Source organism: Pseudomonas sp. KH_050 (assembly GCF_057838875.1).
Window position 1 is genome coordinate 1,701,744 of the sequence record NZ_CM174478.1, and the last position, 20,600, is coordinate 1,722,343.

Genomic DNA, 20,600 nt, shown 5'->3' on the forward strand with positions numbered 1-20,600 from the left:
GGAATGGATACTCCATGCTCGGCTATATTTTTGAAATCATCGATGGCGTGAAGTACGAGCTTAAGCGCAAACGCGAGGGGCCACGATCGTCCTATTCGCCGCCGCCAGCACCACCAATGGCCCCCCAGCACACGCCCTCTACGACGGCGGAGCTCCCAAGCCCGCTGCAACCGATAAAAAGCTGGAGTCACCCCTTCGGCGACCGCTCCGATCCACTGCTGCAGTTGACCCAACTCGCCAAGGCCGGAGCCGGTTACTACCCCTTGGGCCGTAGTGGCATGTGGCACGGTGGCGTGCACTTCGATGCCGGCACCGAGGGCATCCTGGATCAGTCCCTGGTGCGTTGCCTGGCCGATGGTGAGGTGGTGGCCTATCGCATCCCCGAGCACACCCCTACCAACACTTTCTTTCCAGAGCCAGAGGTGACCGTCGAGGCGCCGTTTGCCAGCGGCTTCGTACTGGTTCGCCATCGCCTGGAAGCGCCGAAAATCGAAGGCAGCAGCGAGACTCCGCCGAGCCTGACCTTCTACAGCCTGTACCTGCACCTGCAGGATTGGGCGGTTTACCAGGGTGACTCAACACTGGCCCGCCCGGCCTTCTGGCCCGAGGCGGCGACCCGTCGGGTGAAGGCGACGGTGAACGACGTCCGCCCCGGCGATTCAGAGCTACGCGGCTTGAACGTGCGCAACCTGGCGTGGCAGGGCAAGGTGCTCGACCTCCTGCCACGGGGGGCGGAGGTCACCGTCAGCGGCGACGGTGATTACCGCAAGCTGGAGAACACCCTCGGACCGGCCAAGCTGACCAACGCCGAGGGTTCGCTACGCGGCTATGTTTCCATCACCCAGCTGAAACAGATTGCCGGGGACGAATATCACGTGGCGACACGCTGGGGCTCGCTCAATGTCTACGCCGAACCGAGCTTTCACAGCGAGGTGCTCACGGAACTGCCGGATGGCACGGAATTAACGGTCAGCGGTGAAGGCGAGTACCGCAAGCTGGAACGCATCAACCAGTACGTGCATTTCCAATCGCTGCAAGGCGCACTGGAACCGCTGGCGCAGGATCGGGTGGTGGTGCTCGACCGGCCTGTAGCGATCAAGGCCGGGGAGTTGATCGGCCACCTCGGCCTGTATCAGGACTGCCATGCGCAGCGATCGGAAAAGAAACTGCACCTGGAAGTGTTCAGCCCCGACACCCTGAGAACCTTCATCGCGGCCAGTCGCGCCTGGGCCGATCGTCTCCCGGCCCAAGACAGGACCTGGCTGAAACTCGCCAAGGGCACGGCCGTGGTGGCGCATCAGGACACCTACAGCATCACGCGGTGGCCCATCCTGAGTGCGGCCAACCCCCTGAGCGACGCCGACCTGCTGGTCCCCAAGAGCCTGCTCGACGGCCTCGCGGCCGAGAGAAAAATCGCGGTACCGGCAACGCCTGATCGCAGGGCCTACAACTGGTACCGCCTCGATGGCCTGCTCCACGACGCCGACAACACCCTGCTCGATGGCTGGGTGCGCGAAGAAGTGGGCGTCACCCCCTGGGTCAGTCCCTGGTCATGGGAAGGCTACGACGTGATCTTCGACTACGACTCCCCTCGGGAAGTCCTGGCCTCGTTCCTGCGTGCCGTTGACCACTTCAGCGAACAGCAACTCGAGCGCTACGGCCCCATGGCCGATGAAGGGGACAAGGGGCCGATCAAGAGCCGGCTGTACGACATCATCGACCGCAACCGCGACGGCAAGATGACCGCTGAAGAACTGCAAGCGGCCCTCCGCCTGCCGGCCCATGCCCAGTCGATCTCGCAGTTGATCATCCATTATGAAAGCGAGTGGTATTACAAACCGCAGAAGTGGGACGTGCTGGACGAACTGCTCGGCCATAGCGGTTCGACGCCCATCCTGAACTGGGTGGCGGAGAAGAGAAGAATCAAACAGCTGAGTTGGTGGGATGAAGTGGCGGAGAAAGTCGGATTGCCGGCGCATGGGAAGGTGTATCACTTTCATCCGATTGGGTTGGTGGGGAATCTGTCTGTCTTTCGACCGCTGAACGATCTGATCGTACAACGAGGTCAAATTACTTTCGACGCAGAGGGTAATGATATTCCAAACAGTGCTTATTTCAGCCGGCGTTTGCATTGGCCGGGAGGAGCCTCTGGCGTGACATTAGGGCGCGGTTATGATATGCGTCACAGGACGCAGAACGCAGTGTATGCGGATCTAATTACGGCAGGTGTAGATGTTGTTTCTGCCGAGAACTTCTCTCGTGGAGCTGGACTGTCTAGTCAAGTTGCTCGCGATTTCACGAACACAAACAGAGATGTGTTTGGAGCAATTTCACAGCAAGCACAGCGTATCCTGTTCGAAGAAGTGGTGTATCCACGATACGAAGCTGCGGCCCAACAGCAGTACAGTTCAGTCGCAACGCCAGATGCGACAGCATGGGAACAGTTAGATGGCCGTGTGAGAGACATAGCGGTTGACCTGACATATCAGCAAGGAAGTATTTGGAAAAGGCAGATGCCATATCTCTCCGCAAATAATCGAAACTCACTAGCGCGATACATTCAAGAAACTCCAGAGCTGGCGCAATATGAGCAAGGCCGAAATAGAGCCCGGTACCTGAGAGTTGGAGATTAAAATTGAATACTATAGCATGCCTTGTTGTATTGACGTTGCTAATGTCCTCGTTTGCTGTAGGACAGGGGGGTAAGGTAAAAAATAGTTTAAGTTTGGAGGAGGTTGAGGCTGAAAACAAATCATCTTTTGCTTGGCCTGGTTACTACTTGAAAAAAAGCGAGCTATGTACGTCTCCAAGTAATGGAGAACGCTGTTCCGAGCAGTTTCGTGACTGCCTCAAGATAGAGTCAGGACGTCAAGGCTATCTAGTAGAACTACAAAGTACACAAGCGGATCAGCATATTTGCTCTTTCTCGTTCCAGATGGAAGCTGTAGACGGGATGCTTGTTTATAAAACACAGTTTGGACCTGTGTTTTTACAACGAAAAGGTGAGTCGCTGGAAATTTCTTCGAAAGGAATTGATCCTACAGCCCTTGGGTTAGGAGTGTGTGGGGCATACGCTGATATTGATGGTCTGAAGTTTCCACTGGTCAGCAAGTCGAATGTTGTATTGGAGTGTCGAGTGCATGATTAAATATTAAGTGTTCGTTCTTCTTGATATGTGTTGCGTGACGCTTTTTTTCGCCATGGCCAAGTATTGAGCGTAGGAGATATGGGCGAATAGCGGGTCGATTCATTTTGAAATAGGGATAAGACATGCTGGGCATCATCCGTATTGGCGACAAAACCACTGGCGGTGGAACAGTTCTCTCCGTTTCCGTTGCAATGATTTTCGGCGGCATTGGCGTGGCTCGCCGAGGTGACCCGATGAGCTGTCCGATTTCCGGTCATGGCCTGACAGAGATCTCCGAAGGACACCCAACGTTTCGTGACAGTGGTGTACCCATCGCCTTTCACATGCACCGATGTGCCTGCGGTCGTGCCTCGATTTCGTCCTTGCCAGAAGTGGTTACGAGCTGATGCCGGTCAGATTGGATAGGCTACCGGTGCCGGCCCCAAGCCCGGCACTTCCACGCTTTTGGGTCTGGTTGCTGCTGTGTCTGTTATGCCTGGCGCTGGGCCTTGGGGGGACGCTGTGGCTGGGTGATGAAGCGCTTGCTCAGCAGCCGGTTCGATTCTGGGCCACCGCCTTGGGGCTGCCGTTTCTGGTCTGGTGTTTGCTGGGTTGTCTTCGGGCGATGGCCTATCTTTGGGGGGTGGCCATGGCTGAGGGATGGGATCAAGCGCGCGAAGAGGACCTGATCCGAAAAAAGCGCCAGGGACGACGATCGCAACAGGTACTGGCTGTCAGTCTGCACACCGCGATGCGTGAGCCGGATGCCCGGAATGGGCAGGCGCAGGTGTCGGCCCTGCTCAGTGGTGAATCGGCCTTGAGGACTCAACCTTCCTGGCAGGAAAGCTCAATACGCCACAGCCGTTTGTCGCGAGCGGATGCCGATTCGCCCGAGAAGTTGTTGCTGCGGGTGCTATCGAAGGTACTGGCGGAGTTGGCGACTGCATTGGTGGCACTCCCGGCGGACAGGCCATTGGCTCTGTTGCTGCAGGCCAATAGTGCAGTACCCAAAGATGTTATGCACGACCTCTGGCAACAGGCCTGGAGCGCATCGGGCATCAGACAGAGGACCACGCTGTTGGAGGGCAACGGGCTGGCAGTGGTGGATCATTGGCTGGATCAGCGTATTCACGATCAGGCGTTGTTGCTGGTGGTGGCCCTGCAGGTAGCGCCATCACCGCCCGAGGAAACCGCGGAATCAGTGGTTGGGCTGTTGTTTGGCAATCGGCTGACGCAAAACACGCTTGAACCCCTGGCCTACCTGTACCGCCCCGAACAGGAGCGTGAGACAACGGCCGAGGATTTGCGTTATGCCGTACGCCAGGCCCTGGATTGGGCGTCGCTGGACGCCGAAGCCGTCCGGCATGCCTGGCTGTCGGGTGTCTGCTCGGTACGAGAGGCGGCAATCACTACGGTTTTGAGCGAGATACCGATGCCGGTGAAAACGGGTCAGGGGCTGCAAAACATTGGGGCGTCACTGGGGCTGCCGGGTGTTTCGGCGCCGTGGCTGGCGATCGCCGCTGCGGCGGAGGAAATTCGCCGCAGTGGACAGCCGCACTTCGTCTTCAGCGGGGATGGCGCCCCCGATGAAAAATTGTGGTGCACGGAACTAACGCCTGCGTCATCCGCTTCGGCATAGGGAAATCCGGATGAAAAATCGACGGTTTTGTAGGGTAGGGGAGCTGCCACAGGCTGCGATCTTTTTTGATCCTGCCTTTACCCCCGAGCCTCAAGAATCATGCATGTCGTCGACCCGGTCGCATACAACCGGCCATCCACGTCATAAATCCGCCCCTCGGCCAAGGCCGTCGAACGCCCCAGATGGACGATCTTGCCCTCGGCGCGCACCGGTCCGCTACTGCCGGTGAGGGCGCGGACATAGCTGATGCGCAGGTCCAGGGTGGTATAGCCCTGACCCTTTTTCAGTTGCGTGTGGATTGCGCAGCCCATGCAGGAATCCAGCAAGGTCGCCGCATAACCACCATGCACGCTACCCAGCGGGTTGTAGTGTCGAGAGTCGGGCGTGCCTTGGAAGATGAACATCCCCGCGGACCATTCAATGGGGATGAAGTCCAGCAACGTGCCAATGGGCGGCGAGGGCAGTTCGCCGTTCCCGATACCTTCGAAAAACTCCGCTGGCGACAACGCACTGACTTCGGCCATGGACAGACTGCCGGGCCCGGCTAGACGGCTGCGCATCGCTTGTTCCTGAACGATCCATTGGGCCAGGGTTGCTTCGCGGGTGGGGCTTTGCATGGAGAATTCCTCGGCGGTTCAGTGAATAGCATGAGAGAAATATTATGATTGAAATATAATCTTGGCCAGTGATGAATACGCCACAAATCGGACAATTCGGCCTCTTTGCCAGCGACTCAGGCAATGTCGCTATGGCTGAATTCCTCCCCCAGGAAGTCGATCAAGGTCCGCACCGAAGGCAACAAACCACGTCGGGAGGGGAAGATCGCATGAATAATCCCGGGTTTTGGCGTCCAGCCGGGCAGCAACTGCACCAGTCTGCCGGCGGCCAGGTCCTCGCGTACCACCACGCCGGGCAGGTGGGCGATGCCGATACCGGCCAGCACCGCGTGACGCAGGGCGATCAGGTCATCGGTGACCATTCGCGGGTGATGGCGGATCACCGCGCTGGCACCCTCCGGGCCGAACAGTTCCCAGTGGTATTCGCGCTGCGCCGCCCCCCAGTGCAGGCTTGGCAGGCCGCTGAGGTCGGCGGGAGAGGCGGGTGACGACAGGCGCGTCAGGAAGTCCGGGCTGCCCACCAGGCATTGGGTGCTGTTGCCCAGCACTTTCATCACCAGGTCGCTGCTTTCCAGTGGTGGGAAACGCACGCGCAGGGCGATATCGAAGCCTTCGTGAATCAGGTCGACCCGGCGGTTGGTACTCTCGATAAACAGCTCCACCCGTGGGTATTTGAGCATGTAGCGGGTCAGCATCGGCCCGACCCAGGAATTGAGCAGCGCCGTCGGGCAACTGATGCGCACCAGGCCCTGGGGCTCGGAGCGGTTGCGCTCGATGACTTCCGCCGCGCTTTCGGCTTCGACCCGCATGGCCAGGCAACGCTGGTAGTACTCCTGACCTATCTCGGTCAGTGAACAATGCCGGCTGGTGCGATGAATCAGCCGCACGCCGAGGCGCTCTTCGAGCTGCGAAATACGCCGGCTGAGTTTCGACTTGGGCATGTCCAGCGCACGCCCTGCGGCGGCGAAACCACCGTGTTCCACCACTTGAGTGAAGTAGTAGAGGGTGTTCAGGTCTTCCACTATCGTTCTCCAAATAGAACGCTAAGAGTGTTTTTTGCAGTCTACCGCAGCAAAGGTATCGGATTTAAGGTGTGTCCATGGTTTCACTCAGCCACTTTCGGAGGCCCACCATGAAGAACATCATCGGTATCTACACCAGCCCAAGAGCCCATTGGGTGGGCGACGGTTTCCCGGTTCGCACGCTGTTTTCCTACGACAGCCTGGGCAAACACATCAGCCCGTTCCTGCTGCTCGATCACGCCGGCCCTGCCGAGTTCACCCCAACGACGCAACGACGTGGCGTTGGTCAGCACCCGCACCGTGGTTTTGAAACCGTGACTATCGTTTACAAAGGCGAACTGGAACACCGCGACTCCACCGGCAGCGGTGGCAAGATCGGCCCCGGTGACGTGCAGTGGATGACCGCTGCTTCCGGGATCCTGCATGAGGAGTTCCACTCTGAAGCGTTCGCCCGCAGCGGTGGCACCCTGGAAATGGTCCAGCTCTGGGTCAACCTGCCGGCCCGGGACAAGATGGCCGATGCCGGTTACCAGACCATCCTCGATGGCGATATTCCGAACCTGCCGCTCAAAGACCAGGCCGGCAGCCTGAGGCTGATCGCCGGTGAATTCGACGGCCATACCGGACCGGCGCGAACGTTCACCCCGATCGATGTATGGGACATTCGCTTGAACGCCGGCAAGGCGCTGACCCTGGACCTGCACGAAGGTCGCAACACGGCGCTGGTGGTGCTGCGCGGCACGGTTCAAGTCAACGGTCTGGAAACGGTGCGCGAAGGGCAGTTGGCGTTGTTCGAACGCAACGGCGATCAGCTCAGCCTGGAAGCTAATAACGATGCAGTGGTGCTGCTGCTCAGCGGCGAGCCGATCGATGAACCCATCGTCGGCCATGGCCCATTCGTGATGAACACCGAGCAGGAAATCCATCAGGCGTTCGCCGACTTCCAGTCCGGCCGGTTCGGTCAGATGCAGCACTGAAACCCGACCCCGTTCTACACCGGATGCGTAGGCCGATTACAGGCCAGGGATGGCTGTTGCCCAACATAAAGAGGAAACGCTCATGAGCACTACCAATGCGGCCAACTTCAATGGCCTGAAACCGACCATCGACCCCAACGACAGCGCCCTGCTGTTGATCGACCACCAAAGCGGTCTGTTCCAGATCGTCAAGGATATCGATGTGCCGCAACTGCGCGCCAACGCCATTGCCCTGGCTAAAGCCGCGACCTTGCTGAAGATGCCGGTGATCACCACCGCCTCGGTGCCTCAAGGACCGAACGGGCCGTTGATTCCGGAAATTCATCAGGAGGCGCCGCACGCTCGATACGTGGCCCGCAAAGGTGAAATCAACGCCTGGGACAACCCTGAGTTTCACGCCGCGGTAAAAGCCACCGGCAAGAAAACCCTGGTCATTGCGGGCACCCTGACCAGTGTCTGCCTGGCCTTCCCGTCGATTGCCGCGGTGCATGAAGGCTACAAGGTCTTCGCCGTGGTCGACGCCTCCGGCAACCATTCGAAACTTGCCACTGATCTGACAATCGCTCGATTGGCCCAGGCCGGAGTGGTGCCGATCGACATCATGGCTACGCTATCTGAGCTGCAAGGGTCGTGGAATCGTCCTGACGCCGAGCAGTGGGCCGCTGTCTACGCCCAGGCCATGCCCCATTATCAATTGCTGATCGAGAGCTACCTCAAGGCTCAGCAAGTGGCGAACGAACACGAAGTGCTGGACTCCCAGCGCTAACCGAGTACCCCACGCCGAATTTCACTCGGCATCGATAAGAAGCGAGGACTACTACAATGGCTACCTCTTACAAACGTCTGGATAAAGATAACGCCGCGGTGCTGCTGGTCGATCATCAGGCCGGCCTGCTGTCTCTGGTGCGTGACATCGAGCCGGACCGGTTCAAGAACAACGTGCTGGCCCTGGCCGATCTGGCCAAGTACTTCAAGCTGCCGACGATCCTCACCACCAGTTTCGAAACCGGCCCCAATGGTCCGCTGGTGCCGGAGTTGAAAGCACTGTTCCCGGATGCGCCGTACATTGCCCGCCCGGGGCAGATCAATGCATGGGACAACGAAGACTTCGTCAAGGCGATCAAGGCCACCGGCAAGAAACAACTGATCATCGCCGGCGTAGTGACCGAGGTCTGCGTGGCATTCCCGGCGCTGTCGGCGCTGGCTGAAGGCTTTGAAGTGTTCGTGGTCACCGATGCGTCCGGCACTTTCAACGAGCTTACCCGACAATCGGCCTGGGATCGCATGTCGGCATCCGGCGCGCAGTTGATGACATGGTTCGGCCTGGCCTGCGAGCTGCACCGCGACTGGCGCAACGATGTGGAAGGGTTGGCTACCTTGTTCTCCAACCACATCCCCGACTACCGCAACCTGATGACCAGTTACAACACACTCAGCAACAGCAAATAAACCTGCCTTGGGTAGGCGCTGGTGCAGTCTGTGATCTTTTCGCTATTACCTGAAATCGGTGGGAGATCAAAAGATCGCAGCCTGCGGCAGCTCCTGCAAGGTGCGTGTGCACCCGGGCGATTCGACAGCAGGCAGGGGCTTCTTCAGAAGCCCCTGCCTGGCTTTTAAAGCTATAACTCCACATGGGTAATTTGTGCGATCTGCGGACCATTCGCTTGCTGGAGTTGTTTGATGCTGTCTCTTCTCACCGATCACCCGCTGCTTTGCGCTCTAGCCTTGATCCTGATCGACCTCCTGTTGTGGCGGCTGATCTCGGCCAGTGGCAGCAACTGGAGACTGGTGGTGCGGCTGGTGATTTTCTCGCTGTTCAGCGTGCTGCTGTTCAACGAAGGCATGAACCCGATGCAACCGCCGCCCTGGCCGGAGAATGTGCCGTTGCACCTGGCCGCCACTGGCTTGCAGATTGCTTGGTGGCTGTTCTGCGCGCGGACCCTGACGGTGTTGGGCGGCGCCTTGATGATGCAGCGGGTCGGGCACACCGGGCGGCTGTTGCAGGATTTGCTCGGTGCGGTGATTTTCCTGATCGCGATCATCGCCGCACTGGCCTACGTGCTGGATTTGCCGGTCAAGGGCGTGCTGGCGACTTCCGGGGCGGTGGCGATCATTGTCGGTCTGGCGTTGCAAAGTACCCTTAGCGATGTGTTTTCCGGCATCGTCCTGAACACCACCAAGCCCTATCAACTGGATGACTGGATCTCCATCGACGGCACCGAAGGTCGGGTGACCGATATCGACTGGCGGGCGACTCGCCTGCAAACCGCCCAAGGCAGCATGGCGGTGATCCCCAACTCCCTGGCGGCCAAGGCCAAGATCATTAACTTCAGCCGGCCCAGCGACATGCACGGACTGTCCGTCAGCCTGCAGATCAGCCCGCATGCCCGCCCGCAAACGGTGATCGAAGCGCTTGAACGTGCGATGCAGGGCTGCCGGCAGTTGCTTGGCAAACCCGCACCGAACGTGACGCTGAAAAGCTCCGGCAGCGGCGGGGCGGAATACGAAATCAGTGGATTTGTCTCGTCCATGGGCCAGAAGCGCGAAGTGCGCAACCAGCTGTTCGATCTGGCGTATCGGCACTTGAAGGCTTCGGGCGTGAGTCTGCTGTCGGCGGTAGAGAGCGCAACACCGGCCAACTTTTCCCGGCCGCGGGCGTTGCTGGAAAGCTCGAATATCTTCTCGACCCTGCGTCAGGAAGAGAAAGACACCTTCAGCCAGAACATGACCCTGCAAACCTTTCGTGCCGGTGAGATGATCCTGCCCAGCGGCGAAGTCAGCGATCATCTGTTCATTATCGAGTCCGGAGTGGTATCGGTGGCGCTCAGTCGTGGCGGCAGTCAATTCGAAGCCGGGCGCATGGGCCCCGGAGAAGTGATCGGCGAGGCCGGGATCCTCGAAGACGGGGCGGTGCCCGCGGACTTCTCGGCCAAGACCTTTTGCACCTTGTATCGCATCGAAAAGGAATACCTCAAACCTTGCCTGGATGCCCGCCGCGACATCGGCGATGCGATGAAAACCCTGCTGGATTACCGCCTGCATACCGCGCAAACCCTGACCCGGGAAGTGCCCAAAGCGGTGGAGAAGAAGGGCTTTTTGCAGTGGTTGCGGAGCAGAACTTAAGGGGTTGTCCGGTGCGATGGATATTTCCCGCCGATTGGCATCCTTAACTTCCCAATAATTGGCTATTTGTGCAAACCACAAGCGAGGCTAACGTAGCTGCACCCCCTCTTGTTATGGAGCACATCATGCAACCTCGTATCGATTTCTACGCCGCCTCGCCGGATGCCCTCAAAGCCATGATCGCGCTGGAAACCGCGGTGACGAAACTGCCGCTGGAAAAAACGCTGATCGAACTGGTCAAGCTGCGCGCTTCGCAAATCAACGGCTGCGCCTTCTGCGTCGACATGCACACCGCTGACGCCCGCAAGGGCGGTGAAACCGAACGCCGTCTTTATGCGGTGTCGGTCTGGCGTGAAACACCATTCTTCACTCCACGTGAACGTGCGGCCCTGGCCTGGACCGAATCCCTGACGCTGCTCAGCGAAACTCACGCACCGGATGAAGATTACGCGCAGTTGAGCGCCGAGTTCGATGCCAAGGAAATGGTCGACCTGACGGTGGCAATCACCACCATCAACGCCTGGAATCGCCTGGCGGTGGGCTTTCGCAAAATGCCGCAAGCCTGAAATCCCACATCGACAGGGCGAACAACCCAAGCCCGGTCATCATGATCCAGCGCAGGTCGATGCGGTTGGCCAGAAACGCATACAGCGGAATCGCCAGGATCTGGACCACCCCGGTGTTGCTCGCAAGTAAATTTCCCTGCCAGTCGTCGGGTGCACGTCAGCGAGACGCTACTTGAACCAGGCCTTGGGCGTGGTACCGGTCATGCCCTTGAAGAAGGCAATGAACACGCTGTCGCTGGCAAAACCCAGTTCGAAGGCGCTGTAGGCGATGCTGCGGCCGGTAGCGAGCAGCTCAATGGCGCGCATCAAGCGCCATTGTTGTCGCCATTGCTGGTAGTTCATACCGGTTTCCCGTTGAAAGATCCGTCCGATGGTTCTGCTGCTGGCGCCGACCCGTGTCACCAGCACCTGCAACTCCGGTGGCAGCTGTTCGGGTGCGGCGAGCAGTGCTGCCAGGCGTTTGTCCCATGGCAACGGCAGCAGCATCGGCTGCTGCGTGGCCTCACGAATTTCACTCAGGCACAGCGCCAATAGATGAGCGTATTTCCCTTGATTCCAGTCGGTATCGAAGTCGGCCATGGCCATCGGTTCCAGCACCGCCCGTAGCAGTGGGCTGACTTCCAGTACGCTGACCTGTTGCGGCAGTTCGCTGGACAGTTCAGGGCTCAGGTAAATCGATCGGTAGTCCACGCTTTGATGCATCACCGCACGATGAACGACCCCTGCTGGAATCCACGCCACCCTTGAAGGTGGTAACAGGCAGAGTTGGTTCGCCAGAGTGATGCGCGTACAGCCTTGTCGGGTGAACAATAATTGCCCGCGAGCATGCCGATGCAGGCCGGAGTCATGATCGCCAAGGATCGCGGCAATACCGATCACCGGGGCAGGGTAGTTATCCGGGTCAAACTGCGCGTGGGCGTCGAGCCATGCCATGGATTGTCCGATTTCAGATATTAATTGGCTTGATCTGGATAATACGTCAGTCATCGCTCTTTAAAATCGCCAGCAATCTTTTCCTCTGAGTAGTGCCGTGATGAATTCCAACAAACTGCTGGTGTTGGCAGTTGCTTTGCTGATGTTTCCGCAAATAGCCCAAACCCTTTATAGCCCCGCACTTTCTGATATCGCTCGGGCGTTCGCCGTCAGCCCGCCAATGGCTGCGCAAACCCTGTCGGTATATTTTCTCGCGTTCGCCCTGGGTGTCGTGGTGTGGGGGCGGGTCTGCGATGGTATCGGTCGGCGCCCGTCGATGTTGGCCGGGCTGCTCCTGTATGCCGTGGCGTCTGTTATCGGGTTGAGTGTCAACACCTTCAGCGGGCTGTTGGCTGCCCAGGCGTTAGCCGCCTTTGGCGCGGCGGTCGCATCGGTAGTGACACAGACCCTGTTGCGTGACCGCTTCAAGGGCGCAGAACTGGCGCAGGTCTTTTCCGTGATGGGCATTGCCTTGGCCGCCAGCCCGGCGATCGGACTGTTTGCAGGAGCGAGTCTGGTCGATGCCTTGGGTTATCGAGGCGTGCTGGCTTGCTTGCTGATGCTTGCACTGACGCTGCTGGGCTGGTGCGGTGTGGCGCTGCCGGAAACCCGCGCACCAACGCAGGCCAATTCTTCACTCTTTGGCACTCTGAGGTTGATGCTCCGGGACCCGACGCTCTGGCGCTCAGCCCTGTTGATCGCGCTGTTCAACGTTGCCCTGTTCAGCTATTACAGTCTTGGACCGTTTGTCTTCCAACGCCTGGGTCTTGGAGCGGAGCTGTTCGGTTACAGCGGGGTGATTCTCGCATTGGGCTCCGGCCTTGGCGCCTGGTTGAACAAGCGTCTGCTCAAGCGTGGATTCAGCAGCGAGCAGTTGGTGACGCTGGCGGCAGCCGTGGCGCTGATCGGTGGCATTGCGGTGCTGGCGTTACAAGACAGCGCCTGGTTCGTCATGCCGATGCTGCTGGTGGTGCTGGCGTTCGGTATGGCGATCCCGAATATCCTCGGCTCGGCGCTGGCGAACTATAGCGATCGACTCGGCACCGCCGGGGCATTGTTGGGTTTGATGTACTACCTGATGATCGGCGCCGGCCTGATGCTGGCCGGTTGGAGCCAGGCGCTGGGTTGGACGTTGGTGGCCTGTGGAGTCCTGGCGTTGGTGCTGGCATTTTTCGGCAGGAGTCGCCGACCGATCATGGCGTCAGCACGATCGCCCCTTTGACCTGTCCTTGTCGCAGGCAGGACAGGGCGGCGTTGGCGTCGATCAGGGAAAAGCGGGTGACGTCGGAATGAACCGGGGTATGACTGATTTCGGCGAAGAACGCCTTGCCGTCCTCGCGGGTCAGATTGGCCACCGAACGCAGTATCCGTTCGCCCCATAGCAGTTGATAAGGGAAAGCGGGGATATCGCTCATATGGATGCCGGCGCAAATCACACAGCCGCCCTTGATCGTGGCTGCCAGCGCCAGTGGGATCAAGGCCCCGACAGGGGCGAAGATCAGTGCGGCGTCCAGCGGCTGCGGTGGCAGCTCTTCTGAAGACCCGGCCCAGACCGCGCCGAGTTTTCTCGCGTAATCCTGGCCTTTTGTATCGCCAGGGCGGGTAAAGGCATAGACCTGCTGGCCGCGGGCCAACGCGAGCTGTATGAGCAAATGGGCGGCGGCGCCAAAACCATAAAGGCCTAACTGTTGCGCTGCTCCCGCCAGCCGCAAGGCGCGATAACCGATCAGCCCGGCACACAGCAAAGGGGCGGCTTCGACGGGCGCCAGGGTGGCTGGAATCGTCAGGCAAAAACGCGCATCGGCGAGGACGTAGTCGGCATAGCCTCCATCGATCTGGCAGCCGGTAAAGAGTGCCTGATTACACAGGTTCTCCCGTCCGGCCAGGCAAAACGCGCAGTGTCCGCAGGCCCAGCCCAGCCAGGGAACACCGACTCGTCTGCCGATCCAGTAAGGTGCCACCTGCGACCCGACGGCCATCACCTGACCGACAATTTCATGACCGGGAACTCTGGGCAATACCGCTTGCGGCAGTTCGCCATCGAGCAGGTGCAAGTCAGTCCGGCAGACACCACACGCCAGCATCTTGATCAGCAACTGATGAGCGCCGGGTACGGGCACGGGACGTTCCTGCAATTGCAGGGGTTGGCCAGGGGCTTGTAACACCATGGCACGCATGGGCCTTCTCCAGAGCACGTGACAAGGATAACTTTAGATCAGCGGCAGCTGACGAGACAGGAGGGTTGTTGCGGTCAATCAAAAACCCCTTGCCGGTCTCCCGGCAAGGGGCACGGCCACACATGGTTCAGTCGGCCTTGATTTGCACGATCTTTTCCGCCTTCATGGCCTCGGGTTTTTTCGGCAGCGACACCGTCAGCACGCCTTTGCTGAAATGCGCTTCAATCCTGTCGGCATCGACTCCCTTGGGCAGGTTGAAGACCCTTTCGAATGAGCCATAACGGCGTTCGGAGAGGTGATAGCCTTTGCGGTTCTCTTCCCGGTCTTCTTTCTTCTCGCCTCTGATCGTCATGGAATCGCCAGATAGCTTGATTTCGATGTTGTTTTCATCCATTCCGGGAAGTTCGGCGCTGATTTCATAGCTTTTCTCTTTCTCGGCGATATCCACCGCGGGTATACCGTGACCGATCAATTCCCTGCGCCAGAATGGTTCGAGATCGAAAGCGCTGCGGCTGAAAGGAGAAAGCGCCGAGCCTCGACCGAAATCTTCGAACAGATGGTCGACCTGCTGCCGCAGTTTCTCGAATGGCCGCCATGGGTCCAGAGCGGTGGGTTGCCGACTGGTTTTCTCTTCAGAGCTGATAGGCATTTTTTTCACTGAGCTGGACATTTTTTTTCTCCTCTTGGGTCACTTCAACGTGGACTGCAAATGTCCGGGTTGCCTGTCCACATCGAGAGGGGATAATCCGGGATAACGCTCTGCAGCGGTCTTCCCGGCACAGGCGGGACTGGCCTGTGAACGTCTTCTGTACTTATTAAGCATAGGCCCGACTGAGGTCAGGATCATTCCAGGGCGGGGGGAGTGTGAGGAAAACGCGACGAGCGGAGCGACTTGCGGCTTGAATGAATTGCCGGGCTTAATAGGAAGCATTACTATTCACGCCCCGCCTCCATAGCGCACCGCGATGACCCCCAAGCTGCCCCGCAGACCAGGCTTTTTCGAGCACTACGAAGAGTTGATCGGCACCTGGACGCGTCGGCTGAGAAATCGTCAGCAGGCCGAGGATCTGGCCCATGACACTTTCGTGCGGGTGCTCGAGTCCGATTCGGCGATGGTCGAGCAGCCACGGGCGTACCTGCATCAAACCGCGCGTAATATCGCGGTGGATGCTTATCGGCGTGAAGATCGCCGCGGTGCCATGGAACTGGAAGCGATTCATCAGAGTTCGCCGCCCAGCGGCGATCCGGAGCATTTCATGCACGCGATCCAGCTGGCTGACTCCATCGAACGGGCGCTCACCGAGCTCCCCGTCAACTGCCGCAAGGTGTTTATCTGGCAGAAGATCGAAGGCCTGACCCAGGCGGAAATCGCCGAACGCCTTGGGCTGTCTAAAAACATGGTGGAAAAGTATATGATCCGCACCCTGCGGCATCTACGCGACCGCCTCGATGGACTGAGCCAATGATCTGCCGTGACTTTTCTCCCACCGCCAAACAGGACATTCCATGATGGAGACTGGTGATTGTGCGTGCGGTTCGATGACGGTTCGCGATGAAGCGGCACTGTGGTTTGTGCGCCTGCAGGATCAGCCGGTGAGCGCCGAAGATCATCTGCGCTTCGGGGCCTGGCTGGAGGAGCACCCTCAGCATCGGGATGAATTTCTGTTGCTGAAAAAGCTCTGGACGGCAACAGACCTGCTGCCCAGGGCGCGTTTGCAGGCATTGTGTGAAACGCCACCGGTGCGAGCCAAACGCCGCCCGATCATGCGTTATGCGGTGGCGGCCAGTGTGCTTGCAGTGGCTCTCGGCCTGGGCTTGTTCAACGGTTTGAACCAGCCGGCGGCCTACACCGCCGAGTTCTCCACGGCCCTCGGCGAGCGTCGCCAGGTGGCGTTGCCGGACGGTTCGATGATCGATTTGAACAGCCGCAGCCGGGTTCAAGTGCGCTATGAAAAGGACCGACGCGGCATCGAACTCAGCGAGGGCGAAGCGATGTTCAGTGTCGAGCACGACAGCCGTCGGCCCTTTGTCGTCGCCGCCGGGTCCGGCAAGGTCACGGTGACCGGGACGCGCTTTGACGTGCGCCGCGATGAGGCTGAAACCCGCGTGGTGGTTGAATCAGGGACGGTCAAGGTGCAAGGCAGCGACGCCAGCGACGGGGCGTTCGTCAGTCTGACCGCCGGCCTTGGCACCCGCGTCGATGCACAGGGCCAGGTGGCCGCGGCTTATGCGGTCAACCCTCAGGAACTCACGGCCTGGCGCAGCGGCAAGCTGGTGTTCAACAACGCCAGCCTGGCTGAAGTGGCCCATGAAGTATCGCGTTACCGGGACAAACCCCTGCGCGTCACCAGTCCCGCCGTGGGTAATTTACGCCTGACCAGCGTGTTCAAATCCGCCGACACCGACGCGCTGCTCAAGGCCTTGCCGAGCATTCTGCCGGTGGCGGTGCGAACCCTTGACGATGGCAGTCAGGAAATAATCGCACGATAGATTCAGGTTTTTTTCGAGTTCTTCGTCTTCTTGTCCAACTGCAACTGGTTTGCATTAACAGGCGCACACATTTGTGATCAACAGGACAAAGCTCGACGTGAAGAACCTCGACGTTAAAAACAACAATCCCGCCACGCGCTCTTTTCGTTGGCTGCCACTGGCCCTGGCCCTGGCGGTCAGTGCAGGCATGCCGTTGGCTTATGCCGAGCAGGCGCCCGGCAACATTCACATCCCGGCTCAACCCCTGGGTGAGGCCCTGAGCCAACTGGGTCAGCAAACGTCGCTGCAAGTGTTCTTCAACCCGGAACTGGTGACCGGCAAGCAGGCGCCGGCCGTGGATGGCAACCTGTCGCCGGAGCAAGCACTGCGTCAATTGCTTGAAGGCAGTGGCCTGGATTATCAGATCGATGCCGGCTCGGTGACCTTGAGCCCGTCTCCCTCATCCGCTTCCACTGCGCCAAACGGCCCGCTGGAGTTGGGCGTGACTGATATCAAGGTGGTCGGTGACTGGCTCGGCGACGCTGATGCCGCCGTGGTGCAAAACCACCCGGGCGCGCGGACAGTGATCCGCCGCGAAGCGATGGTCGAGCAGGGCGCGATGAACGTCGGCGATGTGCTGCGCCGGGTTCCAGGCGTGCAAGTACAGGAAGCTAACGGCACCGGCGGCAGTGACATTTCGCTGAACGTCGGCGTGCGCGGGCTGACTTCGCGCCTGTCGCCACGCTCCACGGTGTTGATCGACGGCGTGCCGGCGGCCGTTGCTCCTTACGGCCAACCGCAGCTGTCCATGGCGCCGATTTCTTCCGGCAACCTTGACAGCATTGACGTGGTCCGGGGTGCCGGTTCCGTGCGTTATGGGCCGCAGAACGTCGGCGGAGTGATCAACTTCGTGACCCGGGCGATCCCCGAGAAGTTCTCCGGTGAAGTCGGCAGCACCCTGGAAACCTCTCAACGCGGCGGCTGGAAGCATATCGACACGGCGTTCCTCGGCGGCACCGCGGATAACGGCATGGGCGTGGCCTTGCTCTACTCGGGGGTGAATGGCGACGGCTATCGCAAAAGCAATAACGACAACGACATCGATGACGTGATCCTCAAGACTCACTGGGCGCCGACCGATCAGGACGATTTCTCGCTGAATTTCCACTACTACGACGCCAGTGCCGACATGCCCGGCGGCCTGACCCAACAGCAATTCGATGCCGATCCATTCCAGTCCGACCGCGACTGGGACAACTTCAGCGGCCGACGCAAGGACGTGTCCTTCAAATACCTGCGCCAGGTCGACGACCGCACCCAGTTCGAAGTGCTGACTTATTACTCCGATAGCTTCCGGGGCAGCAACATCGCCGCCCGCGACCAGAAAACCATCAGTGCCTATCCGCGCACCTATTACACCTACGGTATCGAGCCGCGGGTGTCCCATGTGTTCGACGTCGGGCCGACCACTCAGGAAGCCAGCGTCGGTTATCGCTACTTGAAAGAAGGCATGCACGAAGAGGCCAGCCGCCTGGCGTTGGTGAACAATCAGCCGGTAGCCACCCCGACCTCGGACGGGCATGTCTATCAGGACCGTACCGGTGGCACTGAAGCCAATGCGTTTTACATCGATGACAAGATCGATGTCGGTAACTGGACCATTACCCCGGGCATCCGTTTCGAAAGCATTAAAACCGAGTGGCACGATCGACCGGTGCTGGGCCTCAATGGCCGGCCGGTCCAGGAGAAACGCCGCGAGATCGAAAGCAACGAACCGCTGCCGGCCTTGAGCGTGATGTACCACATGTCCGACGCCTGGAAGCTGTTCGCCAACTACGAGACCTCGTTTGGCAGCCTGCAGTACTTCCAGCTCGGTCAAGGCGGGGTGGGCGATCAGCCCGCCAACGGCCTGAACCCGGAAAAAGCCAAGACTTACGAGATCGGTACCCGCTACAACAATGAGGTGTGGGGCGGTGAGGTCACGCTGTTCTACATCGACTTCGACGAAGAGCTGCAATACGTCAGCAACGATGTCGGCTGGACCAACCTCGGCGCCACCAAGCACCAGGGCCTGGAAGCGTCGATGCACTATGACCTGGCGGCTCTCGATCCACGGCTGGATGGCTTGACTGCCAACGCCGGGTTCACCTACACCCGCGCCACCAACGAAGGTGACATCCCCGGCTTCAAAGGCCGTGACCTGCCGTTCTATTCCCGGCAAGTGGCGACCCTGGGGCTGCGTTACGACATCAATCGCTGGACCTGGAATCTTGATGCGTTCGCCCAGTCCAAGCAACATGCACCGGGCACCGGGATCAACGCCGACGGCAGCTTCAGCGGCGACTACATCACCGAAGGTACCGCCGATGGTCAGTTCGGTGACATGCCGGGTTACGTGACCTGGAACGTTCGCGGCGGTTACGATTTCGGCTCGCAGTTGTCGAACCTGAAACTCGGCGCCGGGGTGAAAAACCTCTTCGATCACCAGTACTACACCCGCTCGAGCGACAACAACTCGGGGATCTACGTCGGGCAGCCGCGGACATTCTTTGTGCAGGCCAGTGTGGGGTTCTGATAAAGGGTGGTTGTCAAGATCAAAAGATCGCAGCCTGGCGGCAGCTCCTACGCGCCGACCGGGTACCCCTGCAATATTGTGGGTGTACGCGACCCGTAGGAGCTGCCGCAGGCTGCGATCTTTTCGGCGCACCGCTACTCATCAGGCATGCAGCGATCAAACCTTCAACACTTTCCCACTGGCCGCAACGGCCAGCAACAGCAGCGCAATCAAGCCAAAGGCAATGCTCAAACTGCTGCCATGGGCGATAAAGCCGATTACCGCGGGGCCGGCGAGGATGCCGGCGTAGCCCAAGGTGGTAATGGCTGGCACAGCGATGCTTTCGGGCATGACTTTCTGTTTGCCGACAGCGGTGTACAGCACCGGGACAATGTTCGAGCAGCCCGCACCGACCAACGCATAACCCACCAACGCCGCTTCCCAGGCCGGGGCCAGGGTGGCGAGCAGCAGGCCAACGGCGGCGGTCAGCCCGCCAATAATGATCACCCGTTTGGCGCCGAGCCGCTGCACGATGGCGTCTCCGGTCAGGCGGCCGGCAGTCATGGTCAGGGCGAATGCGGCATAACCCAGGCCCGCGTAGGCGGTGTCGAGATTGCGCTCGGAGGTCAGAAACACCGCACTCCAGTCGAGCACTGCGCCTTCGGCGAGAAATACGATAAAACACAGGCTGCCAATAAACAGCACCACCCCATGGGGCACGGCAAAGGCTGGCCCCGTGCTTTCACTGCCATAAGGCAACAGATGCGGCGCAGCCTTGAACAAGGCCAGCAGCAGAAGCACGATCACCACCAGCATTGCGCCCAACGGCGACATTCCCAGCCCCAGTAGCGCACTGACCCCGGCCGCGCCGACGATCCCGCCGAGGCTGAACAGCCCGTGGAAGCCTGACATCATGGTCTTGCCACTGGCCCGCTCGACGATCACCGCTTGCAGGTTCACGGTCGAGTCCACCGAGCCGAGCCCGGCGCCGAACATGAACAACGCGGCGATTAACAGCGGCACCGAGGAAACCGTCGCCAACAGCGGCAGCGCCAGGCAGATCAGCAGGGTCCCGGCGGTCATCACCCGGCGGCAACCGAAGCGCGAGGCGAGGATCCCGGCCAATGGCATGGCAATGATCGAGCCGACACCCAGGCACAGCAGCAATAAACCGAGGGTGCCTTCATCGAGGCCGGCCCGGGCCTTGGCGTAAGGCACCAATGGCGCCCAGGCGGCGATGCCGAAACCGGCGATGAAGAAGGCGATGCGCGTGGACATTTGCTCCAGGCGTCCGGGGAGTACGGACGCTGGGGTAATGATGGCGGTCATGAAAAATCCTTGGCAATCCGGCCAATAA

Annotated in this window: 19 protein-coding genes; 13 read left to right on the top strand and 6 right to left on the bottom strand. The window is 59.7% G+C overall.

Annotated features, from left to right (window positions below; all coding sequences use genetic code 11):
• The first annotated feature begins 14 nt into the window (after positions 1 to 14).
• The 4 genes from AC3IUA_RS07860 to AC3IUA_RS07875 all read left to right on the top strand — a co-directional run bounded on the left by AC3IUA_RS07860 (position 15) and on the right by AC3IUA_RS07875 (position 4,766).
• Positions 15 to 2,633 (top strand): hypothetical protein, encoded by a 2,619-nt coding sequence (locus AC3IUA_RS07860; RefSeq protein ID WP_489359881.1) that lies wholly within the window; start codon positions 15 to 17, stop codon positions 2,631 to 2,633.
• Positions 2,634 to 2,674: 41 nt separating this feature from the next.
• A complete protein-coding gene (locus tag AC3IUA_RS07865) occupies positions 2,675 to 3,148 on the top strand; it encodes a hypothetical protein (protein ID WP_489359882.1) in 474 nt (157 codons plus the stop codon).
• Positions 3,149 to 3,270: 122 nt separating this feature from the next.
• Positions 3,271 to 3,534 (top strand): PAAR domain-containing protein, encoded by a 264-nt coding sequence (locus tag AC3IUA_RS07870; RefSeq protein ID WP_489359883.1) that lies wholly within the window; start codon positions 3,271 to 3,273, stop codon positions 3,532 to 3,534.
• Complete coding sequence (locus AC3IUA_RS07875; RefSeq protein WP_489359884.1) at positions 3,534 to 4,766, top strand: hypothetical protein; 1,233 nt, start codon at positions 3,534 to 3,536, stop codon at positions 4,764 to 4,766. Before AC3IUA_RS07870 ends, AC3IUA_RS07875 begins: the two co-directional genes overlap by 1 nt.
• A 77-nt stretch (positions 4,767 to 4,843) precedes the next feature.
• Here AC3IUA_RS07875 and AC3IUA_RS07880 read toward each other — a convergent pair whose 3' ends face one another.
• Positions 4,844 to 5,383 (bottom strand): PaaI family thioesterase, encoded by a 540-nt coding sequence (locus AC3IUA_RS07880; protein ID WP_489359885.1) that lies wholly within the window; start codon positions 5,381 to 5,383, stop codon positions 4,844 to 4,846.
• Between the two features lie 116 nt (positions 5,384 to 5,499).
• A complete protein-coding gene (locus tag AC3IUA_RS07885; protein WP_489362270.1) occupies positions 5,500 to 6,408 on the bottom strand; it encodes a LysR family transcriptional regulator in 909 nt (302 codons plus the stop codon).
• A gap of 107 nt (positions 6,409 to 6,515) precedes the next feature.
• Between AC3IUA_RS07885 and AC3IUA_RS07890 the strand changes: the two genes are divergently transcribed.
• The 5 genes from AC3IUA_RS07890 (at position 6,516) to AC3IUA_RS07910 (ending at position 11,071) form a co-directional block, all read left to right on the top strand.
• On the top strand, positions 6,516 to 7,382 hold the full coding sequence (locus AC3IUA_RS07890) for a pirin family protein (RefSeq protein ID WP_489359886.1): 867 nt from the start codon (positions 6,516 to 6,518) through the stop codon (positions 7,380 to 7,382).
• Positions 7,383 to 7,464: 82 nt separating this feature from the next.
• Entirely contained in the window at positions 7,465 to 8,148 is a 684-nt protein-coding gene (locus AC3IUA_RS07895; protein ID WP_489359887.1) for an isochorismatase family protein, read from the top strand.
• A gap of 56 nt (positions 8,149 to 8,204) precedes the next feature.
• On the top strand, positions 8,205 to 8,831 hold the full coding sequence (gene ycaC / locus AC3IUA_RS07900; RefSeq protein ID WP_489359888.1) for an isochorismate family cysteine hydrolase YcaC: 627 nt from the start codon (positions 8,205 to 8,207) through the stop codon (positions 8,829 to 8,831).
• Positions 8,832 to 9,062: 231 nt separating this feature from the next.
• Positions 9,063 to 10,505, top strand: a complete 1,443-nt coding sequence (locus AC3IUA_RS07905; RefSeq protein ID WP_489359889.1) for a mechanosensitive ion channel domain-containing protein — start codon at positions 9,063 to 9,065, stop codon at positions 10,503 to 10,505.
• A 125-nt stretch (positions 10,506 to 10,630) separates the two neighbouring features.
• Positions 10,631 to 11,071, top strand: a complete 441-nt coding sequence (locus AC3IUA_RS07910) for a carboxymuconolactone decarboxylase family protein (RefSeq protein WP_150805379.1) — start codon at positions 10,631 to 10,633, stop codon at positions 11,069 to 11,071.
• Positions 11,072 to 11,239: 168 nt separating this feature from the next.
• Here the strand turns inward: AC3IUA_RS07910 and AC3IUA_RS07915 are convergent, their stop codons facing one another.
• Positions 11,240 to 12,004 carry an AraC family transcriptional regulator gene (locus tag AC3IUA_RS07915; protein ID WP_489359890.1) on the bottom strand — a complete coding sequence of 255 codons (765 nt, stop codon included), beginning with the start codon at positions 12,002 to 12,004 and terminating at the stop codon, positions 11,240 to 11,242.
• A 100-nt stretch (positions 12,005 to 12,104) separates the two neighbouring features.
• Here AC3IUA_RS07915 and AC3IUA_RS07920 point away from each other — a divergent pair, with 100 nt between their 5' ends.
• Positions 12,105 to 13,265, top strand: coding sequence for an MFS transporter (locus AC3IUA_RS07920; protein WP_489359891.1), 1,161 nt, complete (start codon positions 12,105 to 12,107; stop codon positions 13,263 to 13,265).
• On the opposite strand, the gene AC3IUA_RS07925 is transcribed toward AC3IUA_RS07920, so the two are convergent.
• Together AC3IUA_RS07925 and AC3IUA_RS07930 are read right to left on the bottom strand one after the other, a co-directional pair.
• Positions 13,237 to 14,220 carry a zinc-dependent alcohol dehydrogenase family protein gene (locus tag AC3IUA_RS07925; protein WP_489359892.1) on the bottom strand — a complete coding sequence of 328 codons (984 nt, stop codon included), beginning with the start codon at positions 14,218 to 14,220 and terminating at the stop codon, positions 13,237 to 13,239. The two genes, AC3IUA_RS07920 and AC3IUA_RS07925, sit on opposite strands and share 29 nt — an antisense overlap.
• A 127-nt stretch (positions 14,221 to 14,347) precedes the next feature.
• Positions 14,348 to 14,890, bottom strand: coding sequence for an Hsp20/alpha crystallin family protein (locus AC3IUA_RS07930; protein ID WP_489359893.1), 543 nt, complete (start codon positions 14,888 to 14,890; stop codon positions 14,348 to 14,350).
• A gap of 295 nt (positions 14,891 to 15,185) precedes the next feature.
• Here AC3IUA_RS07930 and AC3IUA_RS07935 point away from each other — a divergent pair, with 295 nt between their 5' ends.
• The 3 genes from AC3IUA_RS07935 to AC3IUA_RS07945 all read left to right on the top strand — a co-directional run bounded on the left by AC3IUA_RS07935 (position 15,186) and on the right by AC3IUA_RS07945 (position 19,264).
• On the top strand, positions 15,186 to 15,686 hold the full coding sequence (locus AC3IUA_RS07935) for a sigma-70 family RNA polymerase sigma factor (RefSeq protein WP_489359894.1): 501 nt from the start codon (positions 15,186 to 15,188) through the stop codon (positions 15,684 to 15,686).
• Positions 15,687 to 15,726: 40 nt separating this feature from the next.
• Positions 15,727 to 16,710, top strand: coding sequence for a FecR family protein (locus AC3IUA_RS07940; RefSeq protein ID WP_489359895.1), 984 nt, complete (start codon positions 15,727 to 15,729; stop codon positions 16,708 to 16,710).
• Positions 16,711 to 16,807: 97 nt separating this feature from the next.
• On the top strand, positions 16,808 to 19,264 hold the full coding sequence (locus tag AC3IUA_RS07945) for a TonB-dependent siderophore receptor (protein WP_489362272.1): 2,457 nt from the start codon (positions 16,808 to 16,810) through the stop codon (positions 19,262 to 19,264).
• A 156-nt stretch (positions 19,265 to 19,420) separates the two neighbouring features.
• On the opposite strand, the gene AC3IUA_RS07950 is transcribed toward AC3IUA_RS07945, so the two are convergent.
• The gene (locus tag AC3IUA_RS07950) at positions 19,421 to 20,572 is read right to left on the bottom strand and encodes an MFS transporter (protein ID WP_489359896.1); all 1,152 of its coding nucleotides are present in this window, start codon (positions 20,570 to 20,572) and stop codon (positions 19,421 to 19,423) included.
• Positions 20,573 to 20,600 lie beyond the last annotated feature (28 nt).